The sequence below is a fragment of the Thermococcus sp. MV11 genome, assembly GCF_012027285.1.
GTDB lineage: Archaea > Methanobacteriota_B > Thermococci > Thermococcales > Thermococcaceae > Thermococcus > Thermococcus cleftensis.
The window spans coordinates 179,104-197,995 of the sequence record NZ_SNUD01000002.1 but is presented as its reverse complement, the minus strand read 5'-3'; the positions used below and the strand labels follow the sequence as shown (position 1 = coordinate 197,995).

The following is an 18,892-nucleotide window of genomic DNA, read 5'->3' as shown; positions in this document are numbered from 1 at the left end:
CATTTTTTAACGTATGACGTCTTTAGAAAGTCATATGACAACAAATCCCTCTGTCTGGTGTCATTGTGTCATATGCAACATGGATAAGACTTAAGTAGTCCACTATTTAGGCATGTATGCACAACTTAGTCTGGAGGTGAGTTAAAGTGGACTATAGAGCAACTATGGGGGTCTTAATGGCCCTTGTGGTACTTGGTGCTCTCTTTGTGGTGCCTGTTGCGGCACAAGGTCCCGAGATGGTAAGGGTGGTGGCACACATCGATAAGGGCCACTTCAATACCAACACGGTCAGGGGCATAGGCGGTAAAATCGTCTACGAGTTCAAGCTGATCGATGCAGTCGTCATTGACATTCCGGCAAACGCCGTCGGAAAGCTGGCCAAACTCGACGGTGTCACCAAGGTCGAGTACGACCACATGGCTCAAGTTTACAGGGGCGGTCCGCCCTGGGCGGTTGAACCAGTCCAGCCTGCACAGACTATCCCGTGGGGAATAGAGCGCGTTAAGGCTCCCGAGACCTGGAGCATAACCGATGGTTCCAGCAACGGCGTCATTGAGGTTGCAGTCCTCGACACTGGAGCCGACTGGGATCACCCGGACATTGCCGCCAACATTGTCTGGGGAGTTAGCACCATAGGGGGAGTCGTCAGCACCGATCCTGCTGACTGGTACGATGGAAACGGCCACGGAACCCACGTTATAGGAACCATCGCCGCCCTTAACAACGACATTGGTGTCGTCGGAGTTGCTCCAAACGTTGAGATCTACGCCATCAAGGTTCTTGACGACAGGGGAAGCGGTGCTTACACCGACATCGCCATTGGTATCGAGCAGGCCCTCCTCGGTCCGGACGGAATACTCGACAAGGACGGCGACGGAATAGTCGTCGGTGATCCAGATGACGACGCCGCCGAGGTCATAAGCATGTCCCTCGGTGGTCCGAGCGACGACCAGTACCTCCACGACATGATAATCCAGGCCTACAACTACGGCGTCGTTATAGTGGCAGCGAGCGGCAACGAGGCCGCCGATCAGCCGAGCTATCCGGCCATCTATCCGGAGGTTATAGCGGTCGGAGCGACTGACTCGAGCGACGCTATAGCTTACTTCAGCAACCTCCAGCCCGAGGTCAGCGCCCCGGGCGTTGATGTGCTCAGCACCTATCCTGACGACACCTACGAGAGCCTCAGTGGAACCTCAATGGCCACCCCGCACGTCAGCGGTGTGGTTGCTCTCATACAGGCGGCTTATTACAACAAGTACGGCAAGGTTCTCCCTGTTGGAACCTTTGACGACATGGGAACCAACACCGTCAGGGGAATCCTCCACTCGACGGCGGACGACCTCGGAGACGCTGGCTGGGACATCTACTACGGCTACGGAATCGTCAGGGCCGACCTGGCCGTTCAGGCGGCCATCGGCTGACTTTCCCTCTTTTCTTTGCTTTTCTCTTAGAAGAAGTCCTGGAAAAGAGTTCTTGAACGGGAAGAGAAAAGAAATCACTTCCTCTTCCACTCGGTGTAGCCGCAGCGGCCGCAGCTCCAGCGGTCCTTGTGCTCGGCCATGAAGACGCCGGGACCGCAGCGTGGGCAGAACTTGCCCTTCCTCTTGACCTTACCGCCCTGAACCTCGTACATCTTCCACTTCTGGCTCTTCCTCTTGGCCATCTAAACCACCTCACTCCTCCTCCTTCTGAATCAGGCCGTCCCTTATGAGAATGTACTCGGGCTCGATGTAGAGCATTCTCTCCCTGCTCTCGTAGGCCTTGGCGTAGCCCTTGCTGACGCGGCTACCGAAGTAGCTCCTGATGTACTGGATAACGACGGTCTCCGGGTTAAGGTCGAGCATGGCCACAAGCTTGCCCTTGACGTCGGCCCTGCTCGGCGTCGGCTCGCCCTCGTGAATGACATCGAAGTATATCTCCTTCCTTCCGAGGAGCTTGTTCTCCCTTATCTCGGTAACCTTAATCTCCATCGTGAACCACCTCCATCTTGGACATGAGCTTTCCACACTTGAGCTTGCATTCGGGTGTTACCTTTATAAGCACTACTCCCTCGTCGGGCTGGCCGTAGAGCACCACGCTTCCGGGCGGGGCGTAGAGCACGGCCGGAATCGCCGCCAGATCCTCCTCTCCGTTCACCTTTATGTAAACCCGCCTGCCCCTCTCGGCCAGTCCAAAGCCCTTTCTGATTGCGTTTAATAAAGCTTTCGTTATGGTTCCGGCCGGGTTCTGGACGGTCATCACGACCGCGCCCGGGTCTATGGAAGGATTGTAGGCCTTCCTCTTCGTCCGGTGGTCGTATATCGCCAGACTTGGAGATATACCGAGCTTGATGACGTTCTCGGTCACCACGTCGCCGACGGTGACGACGTGCCTCGCTTTTTCAAGCTCTTCCCTAATCCTGACGTACGGTTCGGGAATCTTCCCCCGGACGAGTTCGCCCAGGGGCTCCTTGAGGGCTTTTCTGAGCTCGGGAGTGAGTACGAGCCTCATCATCTGACCCTTATGGCGTATTTACCGGGCACCTTGACGCCCAGCTTCTGTGCTATCCTGCTGTTCTCCGGATCTGTGATTATCACGAGGTCGAACCACTCGTCGCTGAGGTCCCTGCTCCCGCACACCGGGCAGCGGTCCTCGGTGGTTATGTAGTGGCAGTGCCTGCAGGCCTTTTCCTTGACCATCACTCTCCCTCCTTGCGCTTCTCCTTCTCTATCCACTCCATCTTTCCGAGGCCCGGCTGGCGCATGGTCAGGCCTATCTTGTTCTCCCTAATAACGCGGCTCTTGATGCTTATGGCTATTATCCTCGCCCTCGCCTCGTCGCCGAGCTTGAGTATCCTGTTGGTCTCCTTGCCGATGAACTGCTTGTTCTTTTCGTCGAAGACGACGTAGTCGTCCATGAGCTGGCTGATGTGGACAAGACCGTCCATTGGGCCTATCCTAATGAAAGCACCATACGGGGCGACGTCTATGACCTCGCCATCGACGACCTCGTGCATCTCGGGCTTCCAAACCAGGACGTTGAAAACGACCTCGTGGTAGGTTGCCCCGTCTCCCGGCACGATGACGCCCTGGCCTATCTCCTCGACGTCCATAACGGCCAGAACGACTCCCTCGTCCCTGTCGTAGATGCCCTCGTAAGTCTCGCGGAGGACGAGCTTTGCCGCCTCCTTCGGGTCCATCGTGAACATCTTGGGCGGTATTCTCACAACGTCCCTAACCTTGAGGAGCTTGTACATGCCTTAACCTCCTTGAGGGAATAAGGGGAAAAGAAATCACTCCTTCTTGCCGAACTTCTCCTTGTAGAGCTCGATGGCACGGAGGATTTCCTTCTTGGCCTCCTCGGCGTTGCCCCAGCCCTCTATCTTGGTGACCTTGCCCTGGAGCTCCTTGTAGCGCTGGAAGAAGTGGGCAATCTCATCGAGGAAGGCTTTGGGGACGTCGTCTATGTCCTTCCAGTCCTTGAAGTACGGGTCCTCAACGGGAACGGCCAAGACCTTCCAGTCTTTATCGCCGCTGTCCTCCATCTTCATTATGCCTATCGGCCTGGCCTCGATGATGGTGAGGGGGTAAACCGGCTCGCGCATTATGACCATTATGTCGAAGGGGTCGCCGTCGTCGTACCAGGTCTGCGGGATTATTCCGTAGTCCACCGGGTAGAAGAACGGGCTGTAGAGCACTCTATCGAGCTTAAGAAGTCCGGTCTTCTTGTCGAGCTCGTACTTGTTCCTGCTCCCCTTCGGAATCTCTATGAGAGCGTAAACGACCTCTGGAACCTCCGGTCCGGGCTCAAGCTCGTGGAACGGGTTCATCTCTAACCACCTCTTACCTCTTGTAGAACTTCTAGGTTAGCCTTTCGGATAGGGCTTTTAAAGTTGTTGGTTACGGAAATCTAAAAAAAGATGGAGGGAGCCTCAGCTGGCTTCCTTCTCCTTTTCCGGCAGCGGCTTCCGGTACTCGTACGATACTCCGTCGTCTATTATCGCGTAGACTTCCTCATCGCCCTCCCGGTAGTGCAGTATTGGCCTGTCTATCAGCTCGAAGGTGGTCTCGAGATCCTTCGGCGTCTTGAGCGTGACTACCTTTTCGACCGTTCCTGGGGCGCCCTTGACCATGTACTCCCGGATCCCCGCCAGCTCGTCTTTGGGTTTCCTTGAGATGTAGACGTAGCCGAGAAGGGGAATGAGCATCAGAGCTGCCAGCACGGTGCTCGCGGTCTGGGCGGTTCCAAGATTCCCGCTGAATCCAAGGACACTTGCCTCCTTTTCGGTTCGTAGGGTTTCCGTCAGCGCCCTCTTCTCGACCTTGCTCGTGTCGGTGAAGTAGTAGAGCTCCGCCGTGGGGTCCCGTATCAGCTCGACGCTGTGGTCGAAGCTTTCCGTTATCTTCCTGTCTCCGACGGTTCCGGTCCCGGTAACGGTGGCCTCTATGGTTATCCTGTTCTTTAGCCTTCTCACCCCAAGTTCGCTGGTTATCCTGTTGCTCGTGTTGGAGAAGTCTTTCATGTCCAGAACGTACTCCGAGGTGAAGGCGCCTCCCGTTAGGTTGCCTCTCTCGTCAAAGAGCACCTCCTCCCACAGCACTACCTCGTCGCTCCCCTTGTTCACGTAGTACTCGGCCTTTACGAGGATATGGTACGATCCTTCCTTCAGCGGTGGGCTGGAGCGGTAATCGTAGATCAGCAGGAATCTGTCCACCAGGGGTATCGGGTATTCGTCCATGGTTACTCTGTAACCGTAGAGGTCGTTCGGTTCAAGATACGCCTCGTGCTTCAGTGTTCCCTCTTCACTGTACGTCCCAACCCTCTGCGTCGTGACGACGTAGGGACTTGCGCTCATGAGTTTTACCGAATAAAAGGCGAAAACCATGAAGAGGATCAGGAATACTCCCAGAACCTCCTTCCTTCCAATAAATTTCGCCACGCTCTTTTTGTTCATCTTTCACATTCCTCCGTACAACAGTCAGATTCGATTTCAGCCCCTCCGTAGACGTCCGGTTCCTCTGGACCCTCTTCCCCGTGGCAGCCACAGGAATAGACGTGCACGTACTTGGCACAGCCGTGGCACTCGCAGCCCGCAATGCAGGGTGTAGTGGTAAGCATGACGTACGTATTTGAGCTTGTGTGGATTCCGTCAGTGTGTTCGTAGAGGTTGAGCCGGGCTACCTCGTTGTGGGCCAGGTAGAGGGTCCAGGTAACACGCGTCTTTCCGTCGGGCATGGCCTCCACAGAGACGGTTCCCTTCGACGGTACGTAGTTCGTCAGGGTGAACTGCGAGCCGATGTACTGTGTCACGACAAGCTTCCTCCCGTCCCCCATGTTCTCTACCACTGTTCTGGTGTTGTAGTCCGCGGGGGCGTCGGTGGGAAGGTGCCTGGCGCCACTGAGCCACAGGTTCCTTATGCACAGGTCACAGTCTCCACCATCACAGGTCGCGTGGACGGTTATGCCCTCACTCTTGATGCCGTACTCCACCAGCTCAGCCCCTTCGTTCAGTATGTAGTCACCGCAGGACGTGAACTCCTGCTTGCCAGCTGGGTTGAGCTTGGTGTATACCGTCACGTTCATGTGGGCGCTCTCACCCGTCCCAAGGTAAACCCCCCAGGTTATGTGGTACGCCGCCCCGGTCTGCGTTACCGTGTACGTTCCGGCGCTCGGGTCTATCGACTCTATCTCGAACTCTCCGGGGATCACGTCCTTTATCGTGAGTGTCTGCTCCTCACCGGGGTTCCTCACGGTGATTCTGAACGTCCACTCCGCGTAAGTATGGGTTGGAAGTTCCAGCGGTCCATTCAGGAGCTCCTTTTCTATCGTCGGGCTCCCCGTGATGACCAGCTTTATGGGGCAGGTGGATATCGACGCGTCTCCGCCGTCCCACGTGGCGAGCATATCAACGGGGACTATGTACTCCCCTGGCTCTGCGCTTCCGACTGTTACGTTTCCGAAGAACGTGTACTCCTCCTCGGAGACAAGCGTCCTCACGGCCCCGTTCTCGGTCTCCACGAACATGCTCACCTCGCCCGGCAGTCCTGAGTAGTCCGGGTAGAGCCTGATCGTGACGTCCTTCATCTCGTTGAGGTAATTCCTGACCGTCAGCGCGTCAAAATCGAGTTCAGAGTTCGTGCCGACCTCGATGACCGCGGCGTAGCCGTCCTCGCAGTCGAGGCTGATGTACTCCTGCTCGTGCGGCACCACCTGGACCTTGACCTCTCGGGTGGCGTCAAAACCAACGAAAGTCCCGCTTGAGCTGACGATAACAAGTGATGCTAGTGTGAGTGTTATCAGCACTGCAATGATGCCTCTCATAACCTAAACACCTCCGGTATTCCCTTCAGCTTGGAACGCTTCCTTCTCCTGATTCTAATCGCATCTTCATTCCCTATTCCCGAGAGGAGGTAAACCACTCCGAGAAAGGCCGAGACGACGGCCAGTATGGCCATCAGTGGTACCATGGGGTGCACCCGGTAGAGGGCTTCCATAATCGACTCCGGAAGCAGGGGCTGGTAGGCGTTCAGCGTGACCTTGGTTGAGTACACCGCGGTGACCTCGGGGGCGGTTATCGTGATGGTGAGGTCCTTCTCCCCACCACGTGAAAGGGCGAACTCCGGGCTTGATACCTCCGTGACGGGCTCCGGCGCGGAGACGTAGTATCTCATCGGGTACATGTTGTTGTTCTTCACAGTGATCTCTGTCTGGAACTCCTCCCCTGGCCCGTACCAGCCCTCCCGGTCCCCCACCGCGGAGGTGACGGAGTACTCCACCGGTATGACCTCCCAGGAGACGAAGATGGACACCGCTATCATGAGCAGGAGAAACGAGGAGGCGAGCAGGTAGAGGGTCTTGAACTTCAGGGTGATGAACCTCTTTCTCTCGCCCCTTCTCCTTGCCTCGCCGCTCCCGAAGGCAAGTATCCCGACGATGATGAGGAGGGCCCCGAGCAGGATCTTCCCCCTGTCCGAGAGGCCGTTCTCAATGTAGTTCCCCACTTCTGGTACGGTTATCACGCGACCGCCAGGGGCTATCACCGTCCCTCCGATCTGATCCTTCTCTATCGGGGGTATGCTGTGGCTCTGCTGGTCGGTTGCCACGTTGTTGTCTCCCTTCGTTACGTACCCATCTCCTATTATGGCAACCACCCTGTGAACCGTCCAGGTGCTCCCAACCCTGAACACTATCACGTCTCCGACTTCTGGGCTCCTGTCCAGGGGGTTGATGAAGAACAGGTCCCCCTTGTTTATCGTGGGCGTCATGCTCTCCGAATATGCGTACGACATGAAAACTGGCCTGTCCAGCAGTGCTCCAACCAGTGAGCCGATGACCAGTACTCCAAGAACCGCCAGGAGGCTGTACTCGAGGAGAGTCTTCATCGACAGTCTCCTCCCCAGGCCTCTATCGTTATCTCGCCCCAGTAATCACCCAGTTCAAGTCCGGTGGTGTTCACCCTCATGCCTATTCCGGTCCCCTCGTCGGCCCTGAGGGAGACCTCGACCACGTCGTACCAGCTCCCGTTGAATGGGCCGGTGAAGAATCCAATTCCTATGAAATCCGAGCTGATCCTCACGCAGATGACCTCGTAACCGGTCTCGCTTTGATTGTTCTCCACGATGAAAACGTCATCAAAAACGTAGGTGCTGTTGATGCTCAGTCCAGTTCCTCCCTCCGAGTAGAAGGGGTTGTCTGGGGATATGTCCACGACGAGAACGCCGCCGTCAGAGTACGAGTAAGGTGGGACGGGGGAATCTATTGAGAACTCTCCCCCATCGGGGGTCGCGTATGCTACCGCGATCGGGTCAGAGGAGTGAAGCCCCCCCGCCCCTATGAGCAGGATAATCATGATTCCAATGCCAGCAATGAATTCTGTTTTTGTCCCCATATCTCTTCCCCCTTTGAAGAATCTAAAAGGGGAGCAAACGCTCCATAACGAAAGTTTACTGGCTCATCAGCTCTCGCACTCGCCGGCCTCAGCGTAGAACTGTATCTGGCCGTCCAGTGAGTCGGGCGCGCTGATTCCGGTGGTGTTTATGATCATTCCGATCCTAACGACGTCGCCGGGCATAACGGTGACCGTGAGGTGGTCGCTACCGACGGTCTGGCCGGCAACATAGTCACCCTCAAAGAACGTGACCTCGTCGCCACCGCTGTAGGTGATCTCCATACATATCGGGGTCCCCTCCCAGAGGTCGTTGCTCACGCCGAAGACTTCCTCGAAGATGTAGGTGCTGTTCGGGCTGACGCCCTCTCCGAATCCCTCTTCCCAGTTGCCGTTGTTGTGGCTGAGGTCTATGACGAGCATTCCGTTGTCGTTGATGTACGCGTAGGGCTGCATAGGCCTGAGGTCGATGAGCTCGTTGTCGTCGGGGACAACCTGGATATGGACGTTCCTGTCCGCCTCAAAGTAGGCGAAGTTAGCACTGCTGGCGGTGACGGCTATCAGTAGCCCTGCTATAAGGACGAAGAGTCCGATTATCTTTTTCATTTTGATCACCAGCCTCCGCAGTCAATCGGTGCGTCGTCAGCGGGCCAGGCCTTGACGGTTATGGTCACGTCGTAGCTTCCAAGACTGTTCCCGGCCGCCAGCTCCATACCCACGCCAAGGGCCTCGCCTGGCTCAAGGTAGAAGCAAACGTCTCCAACAGCCGTGTCTGAGTTGTAGGGGATGTTGTTGCCGTTTGTGCTGTACATGTTCTCCCCTGGGTCATAGAATGAAACCCTGCCGGGATCCGATGAGATGACCTCGACCACTATGACCTTGTCCTCCCAGAGGTGGTTGCTCACGTTGAAGACGTGGTCAAAGTTGTATCTGCTCTGCGGGCTCAGACCGATGCCCTTGCCGGTGTACCCCTCAAGTTCTCCCTGGTACTCCGCCCAGCTAGGGTCGTCGTGCCCGGGCCAGTTCGGGTTGTTCTCTGAGAAGTCAATAACGAGTTGCCCCCCATCGTTGATGTACGCGTAGGGCTGGACGGGCGTCAGATCGATGAGCTCGTTGTCGTCTGGAACGACGGCGATGTGTGAGCTCCTCTGGACGCGGTAGTCCCTGAAGGTCGCGCTCGTGCCCAAAGCGAAGGCCGCCGCGATCATCAGCCCCAGCATACCGAGGGCCAAAACTTTCTTCATGGTGTTTTCCTCCTGGATATCAAGTCGGCATCTCTCGGCACCACCTCCAGATGGCACTTCACGGGGACACTTGTACCTCACTAAGACCCTTCTGCTATATAGGAAATTCCGGCTTACTCAAGGGTAATGTGCCGTTACCGTGAATAAAACCGGCCGTTCTGATTAAAGAAGGCCAATTAGTTCTTCATTAGCTCAAACAAGCCGGTTAATCTTTCTGTGGTGCACGATGCTTATCGCCAGATACACCAGCGCCGCGAGAAGAAGTGGCATGCTTCCCAGGTACCAACCGGCGACTATGAATATCAGCGAGGTGCCCAGGTAGAAGGCGCTCCAGCTGATGTCGTGCTTGTTCACGACCTCCATGTAGACGGTAACATCGTCCGGTATCTTCAGGAGCGTGACGATGCCATGGTTGAAAGTTACTACCCCCTCCCTTTCCAGCTTTGGGATATGGGTCTGCATCAGGCTCACGTACACGCTTTTCCTGTGCTTCCGGGCGGTGTCACCTTCCATCTCGGCGATGTACTCAACTATGTCCCTCAGCTCTGCGTGGCCGTTCTTCTTCTGGAGGAACTCCACCATGAGCATTCTCCTGTCGTTTCCTAGTATCGCTGTAGTTGCGCCCATTCTATCACCGCAGACGGTAATGCTTTCTCCTGTTCCCGTTGGTGTAAAAAGCCTCCACCTTCTTCTGCTGGATCATCTTTCTCAACGTCCTCTCCACCTTCTGCCTAGTGCAGTCCAGCCCCCTCTCGTTGAGGAACCTCGTCAGGAAAGCCACGCTCAGTGGGCCGTGAAGCCTGAGCAAGTCCTTGATTTCACCCTCCAGATTGACTGTGCTGTTCATACCTCCACCTCCGTGTTAGGTATCCGATGTGTAACACTACTCTAAATAGGCCGCATACTATTTAAAGGTTCTTAAAAAGTCCGATTTCCGAATTTTCGGCGTTCTGTTGCCCTATTCAGCTAAAATTGGTGCTGTGCGTTGTTGAAACCTTGGCTGACCTTTTATTCTTTGGATTTTAATGGTGGTTTCCCGGGCTGTACTGGAGATTCTATAGAGTGCGGATCAAAAGATGCACTGGGTGTTGAGAATTCTCCGCCGCACTGAAGAAAGCTCCGTCTTGGGGGGAACCCCCTGAGAAGGGGGTAACGCTACAACGTACGATGTGGGGTGTAACATGGAGTTTGAAATTAGAACCGGTGGTAGAGGTATGGTGGGGTTCGAAGGTCTGGAGCCCAGTTGAATGGTAGCCCCGCGGGGATTCGAACCCCGGTCGCGGGATCCAGAGTCCCGCATGCTTGGCCGCTACACCACGGGGCTATGCCCGATGATAGGTTTCAGGTGGGATTTATAAATTTTATCCTTCTGGATCCTGCGCACGTTCGCGGTCTCGGGCTGTTGTGGGGCGAGTTCTCGATACCAAAACAGTTAAAAAAAGCTGGACTTCCGCTGGCGCTGAAATTCTTCGAAAACTCCCCAATTTTGTGGTTTCAAAAAGCAAATCCCTAAAAGAGGTCCCTGGAAATCGCGGATCTTCTGAAAGTTTCCAGGTCTGAACATTCTTTCCAATGAAAATTACACGGAAATCGGCCTTTTAGAAAGGGCCACAGGTTTCGATAGAACTTTTGCCAGAAAAGTTTCCTATGGTGGGGCCGCCGAGATTTGAACTCGGGTCCCCGGCTCCCGAAGCCGGAAGGATAGGCCAAGCTACCCCACGGCCCCATGCCCGCCCTTAAGGGAATTCGTAGGGCTTATAAAGTTTACGGATTTATCTCACCCCACCGGAGGGAAAGGCAGTGAAGGTTTCAATCATCGTTCCAACCTACAACGAGAGGGACAACCTGGAGGAGCTCTTTGAGAGGATAAGCGGGGCTCTGAAGGGATACGACTACGAGATAATCATCGTGGACGATGATTCCCCTGATAGAACCTGGGAACTTGCTGAGAGGCTGGCTGAGAGGTTTCCCGTTAGGGTAATCCACCGCACCAACGAGAAGGGCCTCTCTTCGGCTGTTCTCCGGGGGTTTGCGGAGGCCGAGGGCGACGTCTTCGTGGTTATGGACGCGGATTTACAGCACCCTCCGGAGGTTATTCCCGCACTGCTGAAGGCCATCGAAGAAGGTGCGGACATAGCAATAGCGAGCAGGTACGTGCCGGGCGGGGGGGTTAGGAACTGGTACTGGTACAGGAAGCTCATTTCGAAGGGTGCCATAATGATAGGCCGCCTTGCGCTTCCAAAGATACGGGACATCAAGGATCCGGTGAGCGGCTTTTTCGCCCTCAGGAGGGAGGTCGTGGAGGGGGCCGAACTTAACCCGATAGGCTTCAAAATACTCATGGAGATTCTCATAAAAGGTAAATACAAGGAAGTCAAGGAGGTTCCCTTCACCTTCGGCCTGAGGCATGCCGGCGAGAGCAAACTGGGAACGAAGACCATGGTGAACTACCTCAAGCACGTTTACAGGCTCATGCGCTGGGAGGGCGAGCTTGACAGGCTGGTAAAGTTCACTCTCGTCGGCCTCTCGGGTGTCGTCGTGAACGAGGGCTTTCTGTGGGCCTTCGTGAACTTCCTGGGCTGGGACAAGATACTGGCCAACATACCCGCGACCGAGCTGGCGATACTCAACAACTTCACCTGGAACGACCTATGGACCTTCAGGGACCTCAAAAGGAAGCCCCTTTGGGAAAGGCTCGTCACGTTTCACGCGGCCGCCTTGACGGGCGCGGTTGTTCAGCTGGCCATTTACACTGGCCTGGTTCATCTTGGGTTACACTACCTCATCGCGAACCTGATTGGAATAGTGGTCTCCTTCTTCGTCCGCTTCCTCCTCAACAGGCACGTGACCTGGGGTTGATGCTCTCTCGGGGAGATGCTTAAATATCTCCCCACGCCACTTTTGGAGGGGATAGCCATGAGGCGCTTTCTCAACGATGCTGGCGTTTTTGATCCGAACCGCGTTCTGCAGTACATGGCGGAGATAAGCAGGTTCCACCGCATACAGGGTTCCCGGGGGCTGGTTGAGGCCGTTGAGTTCATCGAGGGGCAGCTCCGTTCCCTTGGAATCGAGCCCAGGCTTTACGAAGAGTCCTACGACGGAAGGAGTCGCTACCTAACCCTGAAGGCCCCGATAGCCTGGGATCTGGTGCGCGGTGAGATCGAGATCCTGGGAAAGACCCTAACTACGTCAATTAGCCCCCTCCTGGTGATGGCCCACTCACCCGGCGGGAGGGCCGAGGGTGAGGTGGTTCACATAGCCAGGGAGGAGGACTGGGATAGGGCAGAGGGCAGGATAGTCCTCGTTGGAAGGGAGTGGCGCGACGCTTACAGGAGGGCAAACGAGGTTGGGGCGGTTGGCTTCATCGCCTACCGCGAGGGGACGGGAGGAGCTTTTCCATACATCGGCCTGTTCCTCACCGGGGACGACCTCGAGTGGGCGAGGATTCCGGCGGTCGCGGCTCCCGAGAACATCGCCAGGGAGATAATCGGAAAGCTGAACTCCGGCGAGAGGGTGAAAGCGAGGATAGAGGTCGAGGTGTCAATAAGCGAGCGGCAGGTTCTTCCAATACTCTACGCCGAAATTGGAAGGCCGCCCTTCGTACTCCTCACCGCCCACGTCTGCCACCCGAAGCCAGGAGCCAACGACAACGCGAGCGGGAGCGCGATGCTCATCGAGTTGGCCAGGGTTCTCAGCGAACTATATGACGACTCCTTCCGCTTCGGCTTCGCCTTCCTCTGGGTGCCTGAGTACTACGGAACCCAGGCCTTCATAGAGCGCCACGCCGAGCTGGATAACTACTATGCCGACATCAACCTTGACATGGTGGCGGGAAGCCCGGATCGCTCCGGTTCGGCAGTGATGCTCGTCAGAACGCCGGCATCGAGGTTCTCCGTGGTTTCAGGTCTCCTCGAGTACTACCTTGACCTGGCCAACGCCGGTGAGAAGAGCTTCTCAGGAAGCCACCTCCCGAGGCTCAGGTTTAGGAGCTACCCCTACGAGATGGGAAGCGACCACGACGTGTTCAACTTCTTCGGTATCCCCGCGGTGATGCCCATAACCTGGCCGGATCGCTTCTACCACTCCAGCGAAGACACCATCGACAAGGTGAGCCTGGAGAGCATAGATGTGATAGGCAGGGCCGTTCTGGCCACTGCTCTCGCGCTGGCGAGGGCTAAGAAGTCCGAACTCCAGCGCTTCGCCAGGGGCTACGCGATGAAGTACCTGGGGGAGCTTTCCAGGGAGAGGGAAACCGAGGAGATCGAAAGGCTGGTGATGGTGGGCCTTGCCAGGGATTCGCGCTTCCTGGGAATCGAGAGCGGCCACGAGTTCGGGCAGGAGCCCTGGCTGGTCTGGAAGGTTAAGGGCGTCATCTCGGAACGCCTCATCAGGGAGAGAGACGCCGAACTTGCGGAGGAGTTCAGGAAGCTCACGAAGGACAGAAAGGTGCTCGCCCAGCTCCATGCGCTCTTGATGCTGGCCGAGATGCTTCCCGAGGAGAGGGCCTACGAGGCCCTTCGCGAGGAGTACGAAGAGATCGAAGAAGAAACGCTGAGGAGGCTCGTTGAGATACTCGAGAAAACTGGAATAGTAGAGAGGGCCTAGCTTTTGCTGTATTTGGAGTTTTTCAGTTCCTGTTCCAGTTCGTTTATCCTTTTTATCAGGTTCTGCTTGATGTCCTCGAGGACCTCGCTGGGCGAGACGGCGGTGTAGGTGTAGCCCAGCCAGCCCTGCTCTATGAGCGTTCTCTTGAGAATGCCCTTCCGGTAGAGACTCAGCACGTGCTCCCTCACCGAGCGCTCGCTTATGCCCAGCTCCTTTTGTATCTCCGTTATTCTCATCGGCTCCTTCTTCTCCAGAAGAAGCCTGTATATCCTCAGTTCGGTCTTCTTCACGCCTAACGAGCGGAGTAACGCTTCAAGCCTCTCGTAAACATCACTCATCTCACTCACCTTGCCTTCCCGCCTTCTTACCTATGAAGGTTTGTCTTCATATCTGTTATAAACTTTGCCCGCGAATTGGACATAAATGGGGAATGGATTACTACTCCAGCGAAACCTTACCAAGGTAAAGACCCTCTGGCAGGAAAAGCTCGATTTCCCGGGAGTTCCGCAGGAAGGGGACCATCTTTATCCCCTCCCTCACGTCGAAGCCCTCGATGAAAGGATTGGCCGTAGGCAGGACGAGAAACCTCCCCGAGCGAGCGAAGACCTTGACCTTTCTCGCAACGCCCCCGCTTTTGAAGGTGTAAGCCGGGTGTATGTGGCCGAGATAGGCTTCAGAGAACTCGACATCAGGGAGGCCCGTGTGGCCGTGGAGAAAGAGCGCTTTTTCTATGAGGACGTGTTCCACCACCTCAACGTGTCTGAACTCTTTGGCCACCTCCTCTATCCTGCCGTCGTGATTGCCCTTGGTTATCAGCGTTGGAATATCCCCCAACTCCGAAAAGAAGCTCATGAGGAGCTTCTTGGCCGTGAAGCTCAGTCCTATCGGCTCTTTAACGTCTCCGAGGAGAATCAGGAGGTCCGGGTCCTTTTCGGCTATGAACTCCGCCAGCCTCTCCTCGAAGCGCGTCCTTACCCTCAGCCCGCGGGAGAGTTCAAAGCCTATGTGGGGATCCGCTACGAGAAGAGTCCTCCCCCTCTCGGTGTCAAGCTCGAGGGTCAGCCTCTCGAACTCGTCAAAAGAGTACATGAGACCACCAGGAAAATGGTGGAAAAGAAGGAGGGCATCAGATGAGTCCGCGCTCCTTCCTGCGCTGCCTCTTCAAGCGCCTGATCCTCTTCTTAATCCACTTCCACCTCATTCTTCCCTTCTTCTTCCACTTCCTCGGGCGCCTCTTCATGATCATCACCCCTGAGTTTCTCTCCGGGGTTAGCTCCGGGGGTTCCTTTTTAAGCTTTTCCGTGGTTCGGGGTTTCCCCTCCTTGCAAGGCGAAACGGGTGGTCGAGCTCCCGTGGGGACAAAAACGGGCCGCAGGAGCCTGGTTTCAGAGGCCAGATTTTTCTGTCACTTAGATGTCTTTTGGAGGTTGTTTATCATTTAACACACTTGTAATTCTAAGATGCGTTGTGTTTAGTATCGCAATCAGACTTAAAGGCTGTTTTAAACTGGTTTTTTGTATTTTTTCCTCTTCTAATTACGTTTGTCGTTCCAGATCCGTTCCGCTAACCTTATCTACTCTCCGGGCGATGTGGGTGTGGTGGTAGCATGAAGATCGCCTACGTCCAGATGGAGCCGGTTCTCCTCGAGCCTGAGATTAACTACTCGAAGGCCGAGGAGCTGATAAGAACCGCCGTTCGTGAGGGTGCCCAGCTCATAGTTCTGCCGGAGCTCTTTGATACAGGATACAACTTTGAGAGCAGGGGCGAGGTTGAAGAGGTCGCCGGCCAGATTCCCGATGGCCCGACGACCGAGTTCCTGATGGAGCTTTCAAGGGAGCTCGGCGTTTTCATAGTTGCTGGAACGGCTGAAAAGGACGAGAAGGGAAGGCTTTACAACTCCGCCGTGATGACTGGTCCTATAGGGAGCGGCTACATAGGGAAGTACCGCAAGGTTCACCTGTTCTACCGGGAGAAGCTCTTCTTCGAGCCCGGCAACCTCGGCTTCCATGTCTTCAACATAGGCATCGCCAAGGTCGGCGTGATGATATGCTTCGACTGGTTCTTCCCGGAGAGCGCCAGAACGCTAGCCCTGAAGGGTGCTGAGATAATCGCCCACCCGAGCAACCTTGTCATGCCCTATGCCCCGAGGGCGATGCCGATTAGGGCTTTGGAGAACAGGGTTTACACTGTAACCGCCAACAGAATCGGCGAGGAGAGGGGCCTTAGGTTCATAGGGAAGAGCACGATAGCCTCGCCGAAGGCCGAAGTCCTTGCCATGGGGAGCGAGGATAAGGAGGAGGTGGCCGTCGTTGAGGCAGACCTTGAACTCGCCAGGAGTAAGAGGCTCAACGACATGAACGACGTTTTCAGGGACAGAAGGCCCGAGACGTATTCCCTTTGAAGTGCCTCCAGCTTTTTATTCTTAGCTTTGCATAATACCCAGCTATGATTGGAACTCAATGGGTTAATTGTTGTTGATATTCGTGGACGTTACAGTAATTCAGTGATTAGGCTGGAGATTTTCCCACAAAATCCCTGCTGAAGTCGCGGAGGGAGATTTGGCCGGATATTCGAAAAGATTTTAAGTTAAAGAGCCGTATAAAAGCCTGATGGTTGGAATGAAGGGCCACTTAATGCTTGCGCTTTTGCTCGTCGCTGCCCTTGTCATAGGGCTAGCAGTCAATGTCGAGGCGTTTCTCTCGGACTATTCCCATCAGGAGGGTTACTTTGGGGCGGACTCGCTTCAGGCCGAGCTTTTGCCGGCCGATTCTCATGTCCTCGGGACGATAACTGCTGATAACCCCTTCTCCGTCTACGTGGTTGTCTCCGACTCCGGCTACTTCGAGGGACTCGAGAGGGGTAGGGTGGTGATGAAGTGGGAGAACATCACAAAGTTGAACCTAAACATCACCGTTCCTGACGACGGCTACTACCTCGTTGTCAAAAACGGGAACGTGAGCCAGGAAATAAGAATAGACCTCAGCTCGGGCCGTTGAAATCTCCCAAGACGAGTTTGGCTATCTCCCTCCTGGGCTCTCTGAAGTAGAGAACGTCCCCTACCCTCACGAACCCGTGCTCCCCCGGCCTTATGAGCCTGGCTTCCCTAAAGAATATTCTTCCGATCGCCAGCTGCGTCGCCAGATCCCAATGGTGGAAGTCGAAGCTCCCGACCTTTCTGAAGCCCGGTAGCAGGTAGTAGGTTCTCCTGAAGGTGCCTCTAGTTACGTCGTAGCCCTCGTGGACTGAGGCCAAAGTGTGATCCTCTCCCCTGCTCTCGACGAAGAACTCCTTGTAGCCCGTTCCATAGAGTATCCTGTAAACCCTGTCGGTGTCTTCAATAAGGAAAACCCCGTTCTCGCTAAGCGCTAAGGTAACGTTGGCGAATATCTTAACCGCATCGAAGGGATCGAAGTGTATCATGGTGTTGCCAAAGAGGAGCGCGACCTCGTGCTCCCCAACAAGTTTCGCCGCTTCCCTCACGTCCCCGTGAACCTTTGCCGGAGCGATGCCCAGGCCGGCAAGTTCGACCCACTCCTGAACCCTCTCCAAATCCTCGGCTCTGGCGTCGAGGAGGGTTAACTTCTTGGCGTTCGTTGCCTTTGCCGCAGCGATTCCAGCTATGCCGGTTCCGGCACATAGATCTAGAACACTGCCGCCTTTAGGAAGCCCCAACCCTTCGAAGAACCCCGTGAGGTCCTTGAACCTTTTCCTGGCTCCCTCATTGCCCGGCTCCATGTACCCCCTCGCGTAGCGGTACAACTCTTCAAGGGACATAGCATCACCCCCGGGAATAATGCATGAAATTATTTAAATCTATCGGAATTGTCCAAGTAGTGACCTCACTCGCAGGCGTTGAAGAGACTAGTCTGACCTCCTTCCCGCCGTGAACGACGAGGCTTTCAAAGAAAAATGTAACTATCCCGAATCATATTTCTGGCCCGTCCAGGCCCTGAATGTTCAGATGTCGGCGATTATGGGGAAAGCTTCAATAAAGAGGCTCTTGAGGGTTCTCATGACTTCATACGCGCTCATTTCATCGCCTTCACGAGCCTGATGGTCTCGACGACGATAATCCCCATGCTCCCAATGACCATTGCATTTAGGAAGGTTGGGGAACTGTACGAGTAGGCATTGTAGAGGATTGAATACGTGAAGGCCCCCCACAGGAGGAACTGGAGCATCGTCAAGAGTTCCAGGATTATTCTCGCGATCCTGGCGTTGCCCTTGGGAATCCTTAAGGCCACTGGGTCCCTTCCCAAGTACGTCAGTCCGAGAATGAATACTGCTCCACCCACCGGTATCAGAAACGCCCCGATGGACTTCGGTTCGAAGCGGTCGGCAATCCCTTGGACATTAAAGTGGATCGCTATAATTTCAGGCATCCTGTCCCAGCTAACCGCGAGTAATATTAGATACGAGGAGATGAGAACCAGCTGAATGGCCAGATAGGGCTTTACCTCTATCCTTTCAAGGGGTTTTGGCTCTCCCTCGGCTGGCATTGAGATGGCCTCAAGCTCAACGGTTTCCTTTGCTATGACGTAGCTCCTCCAGGTTATTAGCGAAATCCCTATGATCATTGACATCATCAGAAGAATTATGTTTCCAGTAAAGCTCAGCACCCCAAGGAGAAGCCCGAGCCCCATGAGGGCCTTTCCCGCGAAGGTGTTGGCCTTCTTCCACGCCTCCTCTGAGATGTAAGTGTAACCTATCCTGATGCCTATCGCGTGGTTGGGTCTGTTCCGATAAAGGTATGTCAATAACCCTGCGACGAACATTGTGGTCGAGATGAAAAGACCGAAAGCGACATCGGGGTTCATTCTTTTTCCACCCCCATTCTTTCCAGGGTTTCGGTTATGGTCCTAACCTCCGCCTTCATCTCTTCGAGCACTTCCTTTCCAAGTTTGGTTAGGGAGTAGTACTTCCTCGGCCTTCCCCCAACCTCTGCCCAGGAGTCCTGAACGAGGCCCAGCTTCCTGAGGCTCTTGAGTATATCGTACAGGGCCCCCTCGCTGGGGACTATCCTTCCCCCGCTCAGCTCCCCGAGCCTCTTCCTTATCGCATAGCCGTGGAGTTCTTCCCTCTCCAGGAGCAGGAGCACCATGTATGAGTAGAGGCCGGAGCGGAGGTCTTTTCTCAGCTTCTTGAGGGCCTTCTCTTTTTTGCCCGCCAGCACTTT

24 protein-coding genes and 2 tRNA genes are annotated in these 18,892 nt (G+C 55.2%); 5 read left to right on the top strand and 21 right to left on the bottom strand.

Translation table 11 applies throughout. From position 1 onward, the window contains the following. Window positions 1-236: 236 nt before the first annotated feature. Window positions 237-1,424, top strand: a complete 1,188-nt coding sequence (locus tag E3E27_RS06480; RefSeq protein ID WP_240910679.1) for a S8 family peptidase — start codon at window positions 237-239, stop codon at window positions 1,422-1,424. Window positions 1,425-1,498: 74 nt separating this feature from the next. On the opposite strand, the gene E3E27_RS06475 is transcribed toward E3E27_RS06480, so the two are convergent. The 16 genes from E3E27_RS06475 to E3E27_RS06400 all read right to left on the bottom strand — a co-directional run bounded on the left by E3E27_RS06475 (window position 1,499) and on the right by E3E27_RS06400 (window position 10,837). Continuing rightward, on the bottom strand, window positions 1,499-1,666 hold the full coding sequence (locus E3E27_RS06475; protein ID WP_014788603.1) for a 30S ribosomal protein S27ae: 168 nt from the start codon (window positions 1,664-1,666) through the stop codon (window positions 1,499-1,501). A gap of 10 nt (window positions 1,667-1,676) precedes the next feature. Next, a complete protein-coding gene (locus tag E3E27_RS06470; protein ID WP_014788602.1) occupies window positions 1,677-1,973 on the bottom strand; it encodes a 30S ribosomal protein S24e in 297 nt (98 codons plus the stop codon). Beyond that, window positions 1,963-2,493: a GTP-dependent dephospho-CoA kinase gene (locus E3E27_RS06465; protein WP_167773894.1), complete on the bottom strand. Its 531-nt coding sequence runs from the start codon at window positions 2,491-2,493 to the stop codon at window positions 1,963-1,965. Before E3E27_RS06465 ends, E3E27_RS06470 begins: the two co-directional genes overlap by 11 nt. After that, a complete protein-coding gene (gene spt4, locus E3E27_RS06460) occupies window positions 2,493-2,681 on the bottom strand; it encodes a transcription elongation factor subunit Spt4 (protein ID WP_014788600.1) in 189 nt (62 codons plus the stop codon). Before spt4 ends, E3E27_RS06465 begins: the two co-directional genes overlap by 1 nt. Then, window positions 2,681-3,238, bottom strand: a complete 558-nt coding sequence (locus tag E3E27_RS06455; RefSeq protein WP_167773893.1) for a DNA-directed RNA polymerase — start codon at window positions 3,236-3,238, stop codon at window positions 2,681-2,683. The genes spt4 and E3E27_RS06455 overlap by 1 nt, the downstream gene beginning before the upstream one ends. A gap of 36 nt (window positions 3,239-3,274) precedes the next feature. After that, entirely contained in the window at window positions 3,275-3,811 is a 537-nt protein-coding gene (locus E3E27_RS06450) for an inorganic diphosphatase (protein ID WP_050002543.1), read from the bottom strand. Between the two features lie 102 nt (window positions 3,812-3,913). After that, a complete protein-coding gene (locus E3E27_RS06445; RefSeq protein WP_167773892.1) occupies window positions 3,914-4,936 on the bottom strand; it encodes a DUF5305 family protein in 1,023 nt (340 codons plus the stop codon). Next, window positions 4,933-6,303 (bottom strand): hypothetical protein, encoded by a 1,371-nt coding sequence (locus tag E3E27_RS06440; RefSeq protein WP_167773891.1) that lies wholly within the window; start codon window positions 6,301-6,303, stop codon window positions 4,933-4,935. The genes E3E27_RS06445 and E3E27_RS06440 overlap by 4 nt, the downstream gene beginning before the upstream one ends. Further along, complete coding sequence (locus E3E27_RS06435) at window positions 6,300-7,364, bottom strand: signal peptidase I (protein ID WP_167773890.1); 1,065 nt, start codon at window positions 7,362-7,364, stop codon at window positions 6,300-6,302. Before E3E27_RS06435 ends, E3E27_RS06440 begins: the two co-directional genes overlap by 4 nt. Further along, a complete protein-coding gene (locus tag E3E27_RS06430) occupies window positions 7,361-7,870 on the bottom strand; it encodes a DUF1102 domain-containing protein (RefSeq protein ID WP_014788594.1) in 510 nt (169 codons plus the stop codon). Before E3E27_RS06430 ends, E3E27_RS06435 begins: the two co-directional genes overlap by 4 nt. Before the next feature lie 66 nt (window positions 7,871-7,936). Beyond that, window positions 7,937-8,473, bottom strand: a complete 537-nt coding sequence (locus E3E27_RS06425) for a DUF1102 domain-containing protein (protein WP_014788593.1) — start codon at window positions 8,471-8,473, stop codon at window positions 7,937-7,939. A 5-nt stretch (window positions 8,474-8,478) separates the two neighbouring features. Next, the gene (locus tag E3E27_RS06420; protein WP_014788592.1) at window positions 8,479-9,111 is read right to left on the bottom strand and encodes a DUF1102 domain-containing protein; all 633 of its coding nucleotides are present in this window, start codon (window positions 9,109-9,111) and stop codon (window positions 8,479-8,481) included. A 192-nt stretch (window positions 9,112-9,303) separates the two neighbouring features. Next, window positions 9,304-9,738, bottom strand: a complete 435-nt coding sequence (locus E3E27_RS06415; protein WP_048151901.1) for a hypothetical protein — start codon at window positions 9,736-9,738, stop codon at window positions 9,304-9,306. Window positions 9,739-9,742: 4 nt separating this feature from the next. After that, window positions 9,743-9,958 (bottom strand): hypothetical protein, encoded by a 216-nt coding sequence (locus E3E27_RS06410; protein WP_014788590.1) that lies wholly within the window; start codon window positions 9,956-9,958, stop codon window positions 9,743-9,745. 401 nt (window positions 9,959-10,359) lie between these two features. After that, window positions 10,360-10,435 (bottom strand) — tRNA-Gln (locus tag E3E27_RS06405). A 324-nt stretch (window positions 10,436-10,759) separates the two neighbouring features. Beyond that, window positions 10,760-10,837 (bottom strand) — tRNA-Pro (locus E3E27_RS06400). A 74-nt stretch (window positions 10,838-10,911) separates the two neighbouring features. On the opposite strand from E3E27_RS06400, the gene E3E27_RS06395 reads away from it, so the two are divergent. Continuing rightward, complete coding sequence (locus E3E27_RS06395) at window positions 10,912-11,970, top strand: glycosyltransferase family 2 protein (RefSeq protein ID WP_014788589.1); 1,059 nt, start codon at window positions 10,912-10,914, stop codon at window positions 11,968-11,970. A gap of 57 nt (window positions 11,971-12,027) precedes the next feature. Further along, on the top strand, window positions 12,028-13,716 hold the full coding sequence (locus tag E3E27_RS06390; protein ID WP_167773889.1) for a DUF4910 domain-containing protein: 1,689 nt from the start codon (window positions 12,028-12,030) through the stop codon (window positions 13,714-13,716). On the opposite strand, the gene E3E27_RS06385 is transcribed toward E3E27_RS06390, so the two are convergent. Together E3E27_RS06385 and E3E27_RS06380 are read right to left on the bottom strand one after the other, a co-directional pair. Beyond that, window positions 13,713-14,054, bottom strand: coding sequence for a transcriptional regulator (locus tag E3E27_RS06385; protein ID WP_014788587.1), 342 nt, complete (start codon window positions 14,052-14,054; stop codon window positions 13,713-13,715). The genes E3E27_RS06390 and E3E27_RS06385 overlap by 4 nt on opposite strands. Window positions 14,055-14,154: 100 nt before the next feature. Next, window positions 14,155-14,805, bottom strand: a complete 651-nt coding sequence (locus E3E27_RS06380; RefSeq protein WP_014788586.1) for a metallophosphoesterase — start codon at window positions 14,803-14,805, stop codon at window positions 14,155-14,157. A 517-nt stretch (window positions 14,806-15,322) separates the two neighbouring features. Between E3E27_RS06380 and E3E27_RS06375 the strand changes: the two genes are divergently transcribed. Together E3E27_RS06375 and E3E27_RS06370 are read left to right on the top strand one after the other, a co-directional pair. Beyond that, window positions 15,323-16,117 carry a nitrilase gene (locus E3E27_RS06375; protein WP_167773888.1) on the top strand — a complete coding sequence of 265 codons (795 nt, stop codon included), beginning with the start codon at window positions 15,323-15,325 and terminating at the stop codon, window positions 16,115-16,117. A gap of 208 nt (window positions 16,118-16,325) precedes the next feature. Next, the gene (locus E3E27_RS06370) at window positions 16,326-16,712 is read left to right on the top strand and encodes a multidrug transporter (protein ID WP_240910678.1); all 387 of its coding nucleotides are present in this window, start codon (window positions 16,326-16,328) and stop codon (window positions 16,710-16,712) included. Here E3E27_RS06370 and E3E27_RS06365 read toward each other — a convergent pair. From E3E27_RS06365 to E3E27_RS06355, 3 genes are all read right to left on the bottom strand, one after another. Then, a complete protein-coding gene (locus E3E27_RS06365; protein WP_167773887.1) occupies window positions 16,696-17,490 on the bottom strand; it encodes a methyltransferase domain-containing protein in 795 nt (264 codons plus the stop codon). The genes E3E27_RS06370 and E3E27_RS06365 overlap by 17 nt on opposite strands. Before the next feature lie 254 nt (window positions 17,491-17,744). Then, the gene (locus E3E27_RS06360; RefSeq protein WP_167773886.1) at window positions 17,745-18,533 is read right to left on the bottom strand and encodes a DUF1648 domain-containing protein; all 789 of its coding nucleotides are present in this window, start codon (window positions 18,531-18,533) and stop codon (window positions 17,745-17,747) included. After that, window positions 18,530-18,889 carry a PadR family transcriptional regulator gene (locus tag E3E27_RS06355; protein WP_167774071.1) on the bottom strand — a complete coding sequence of 120 codons (360 nt, stop codon included), beginning with the start codon at window positions 18,887-18,889 and terminating at the stop codon, window positions 18,530-18,532. The genes E3E27_RS06360 and E3E27_RS06355 overlap by 4 nt, the downstream gene beginning before the upstream one ends. Between the last annotated feature and the right edge of the window lie 3 nt (window positions 18,890-18,892).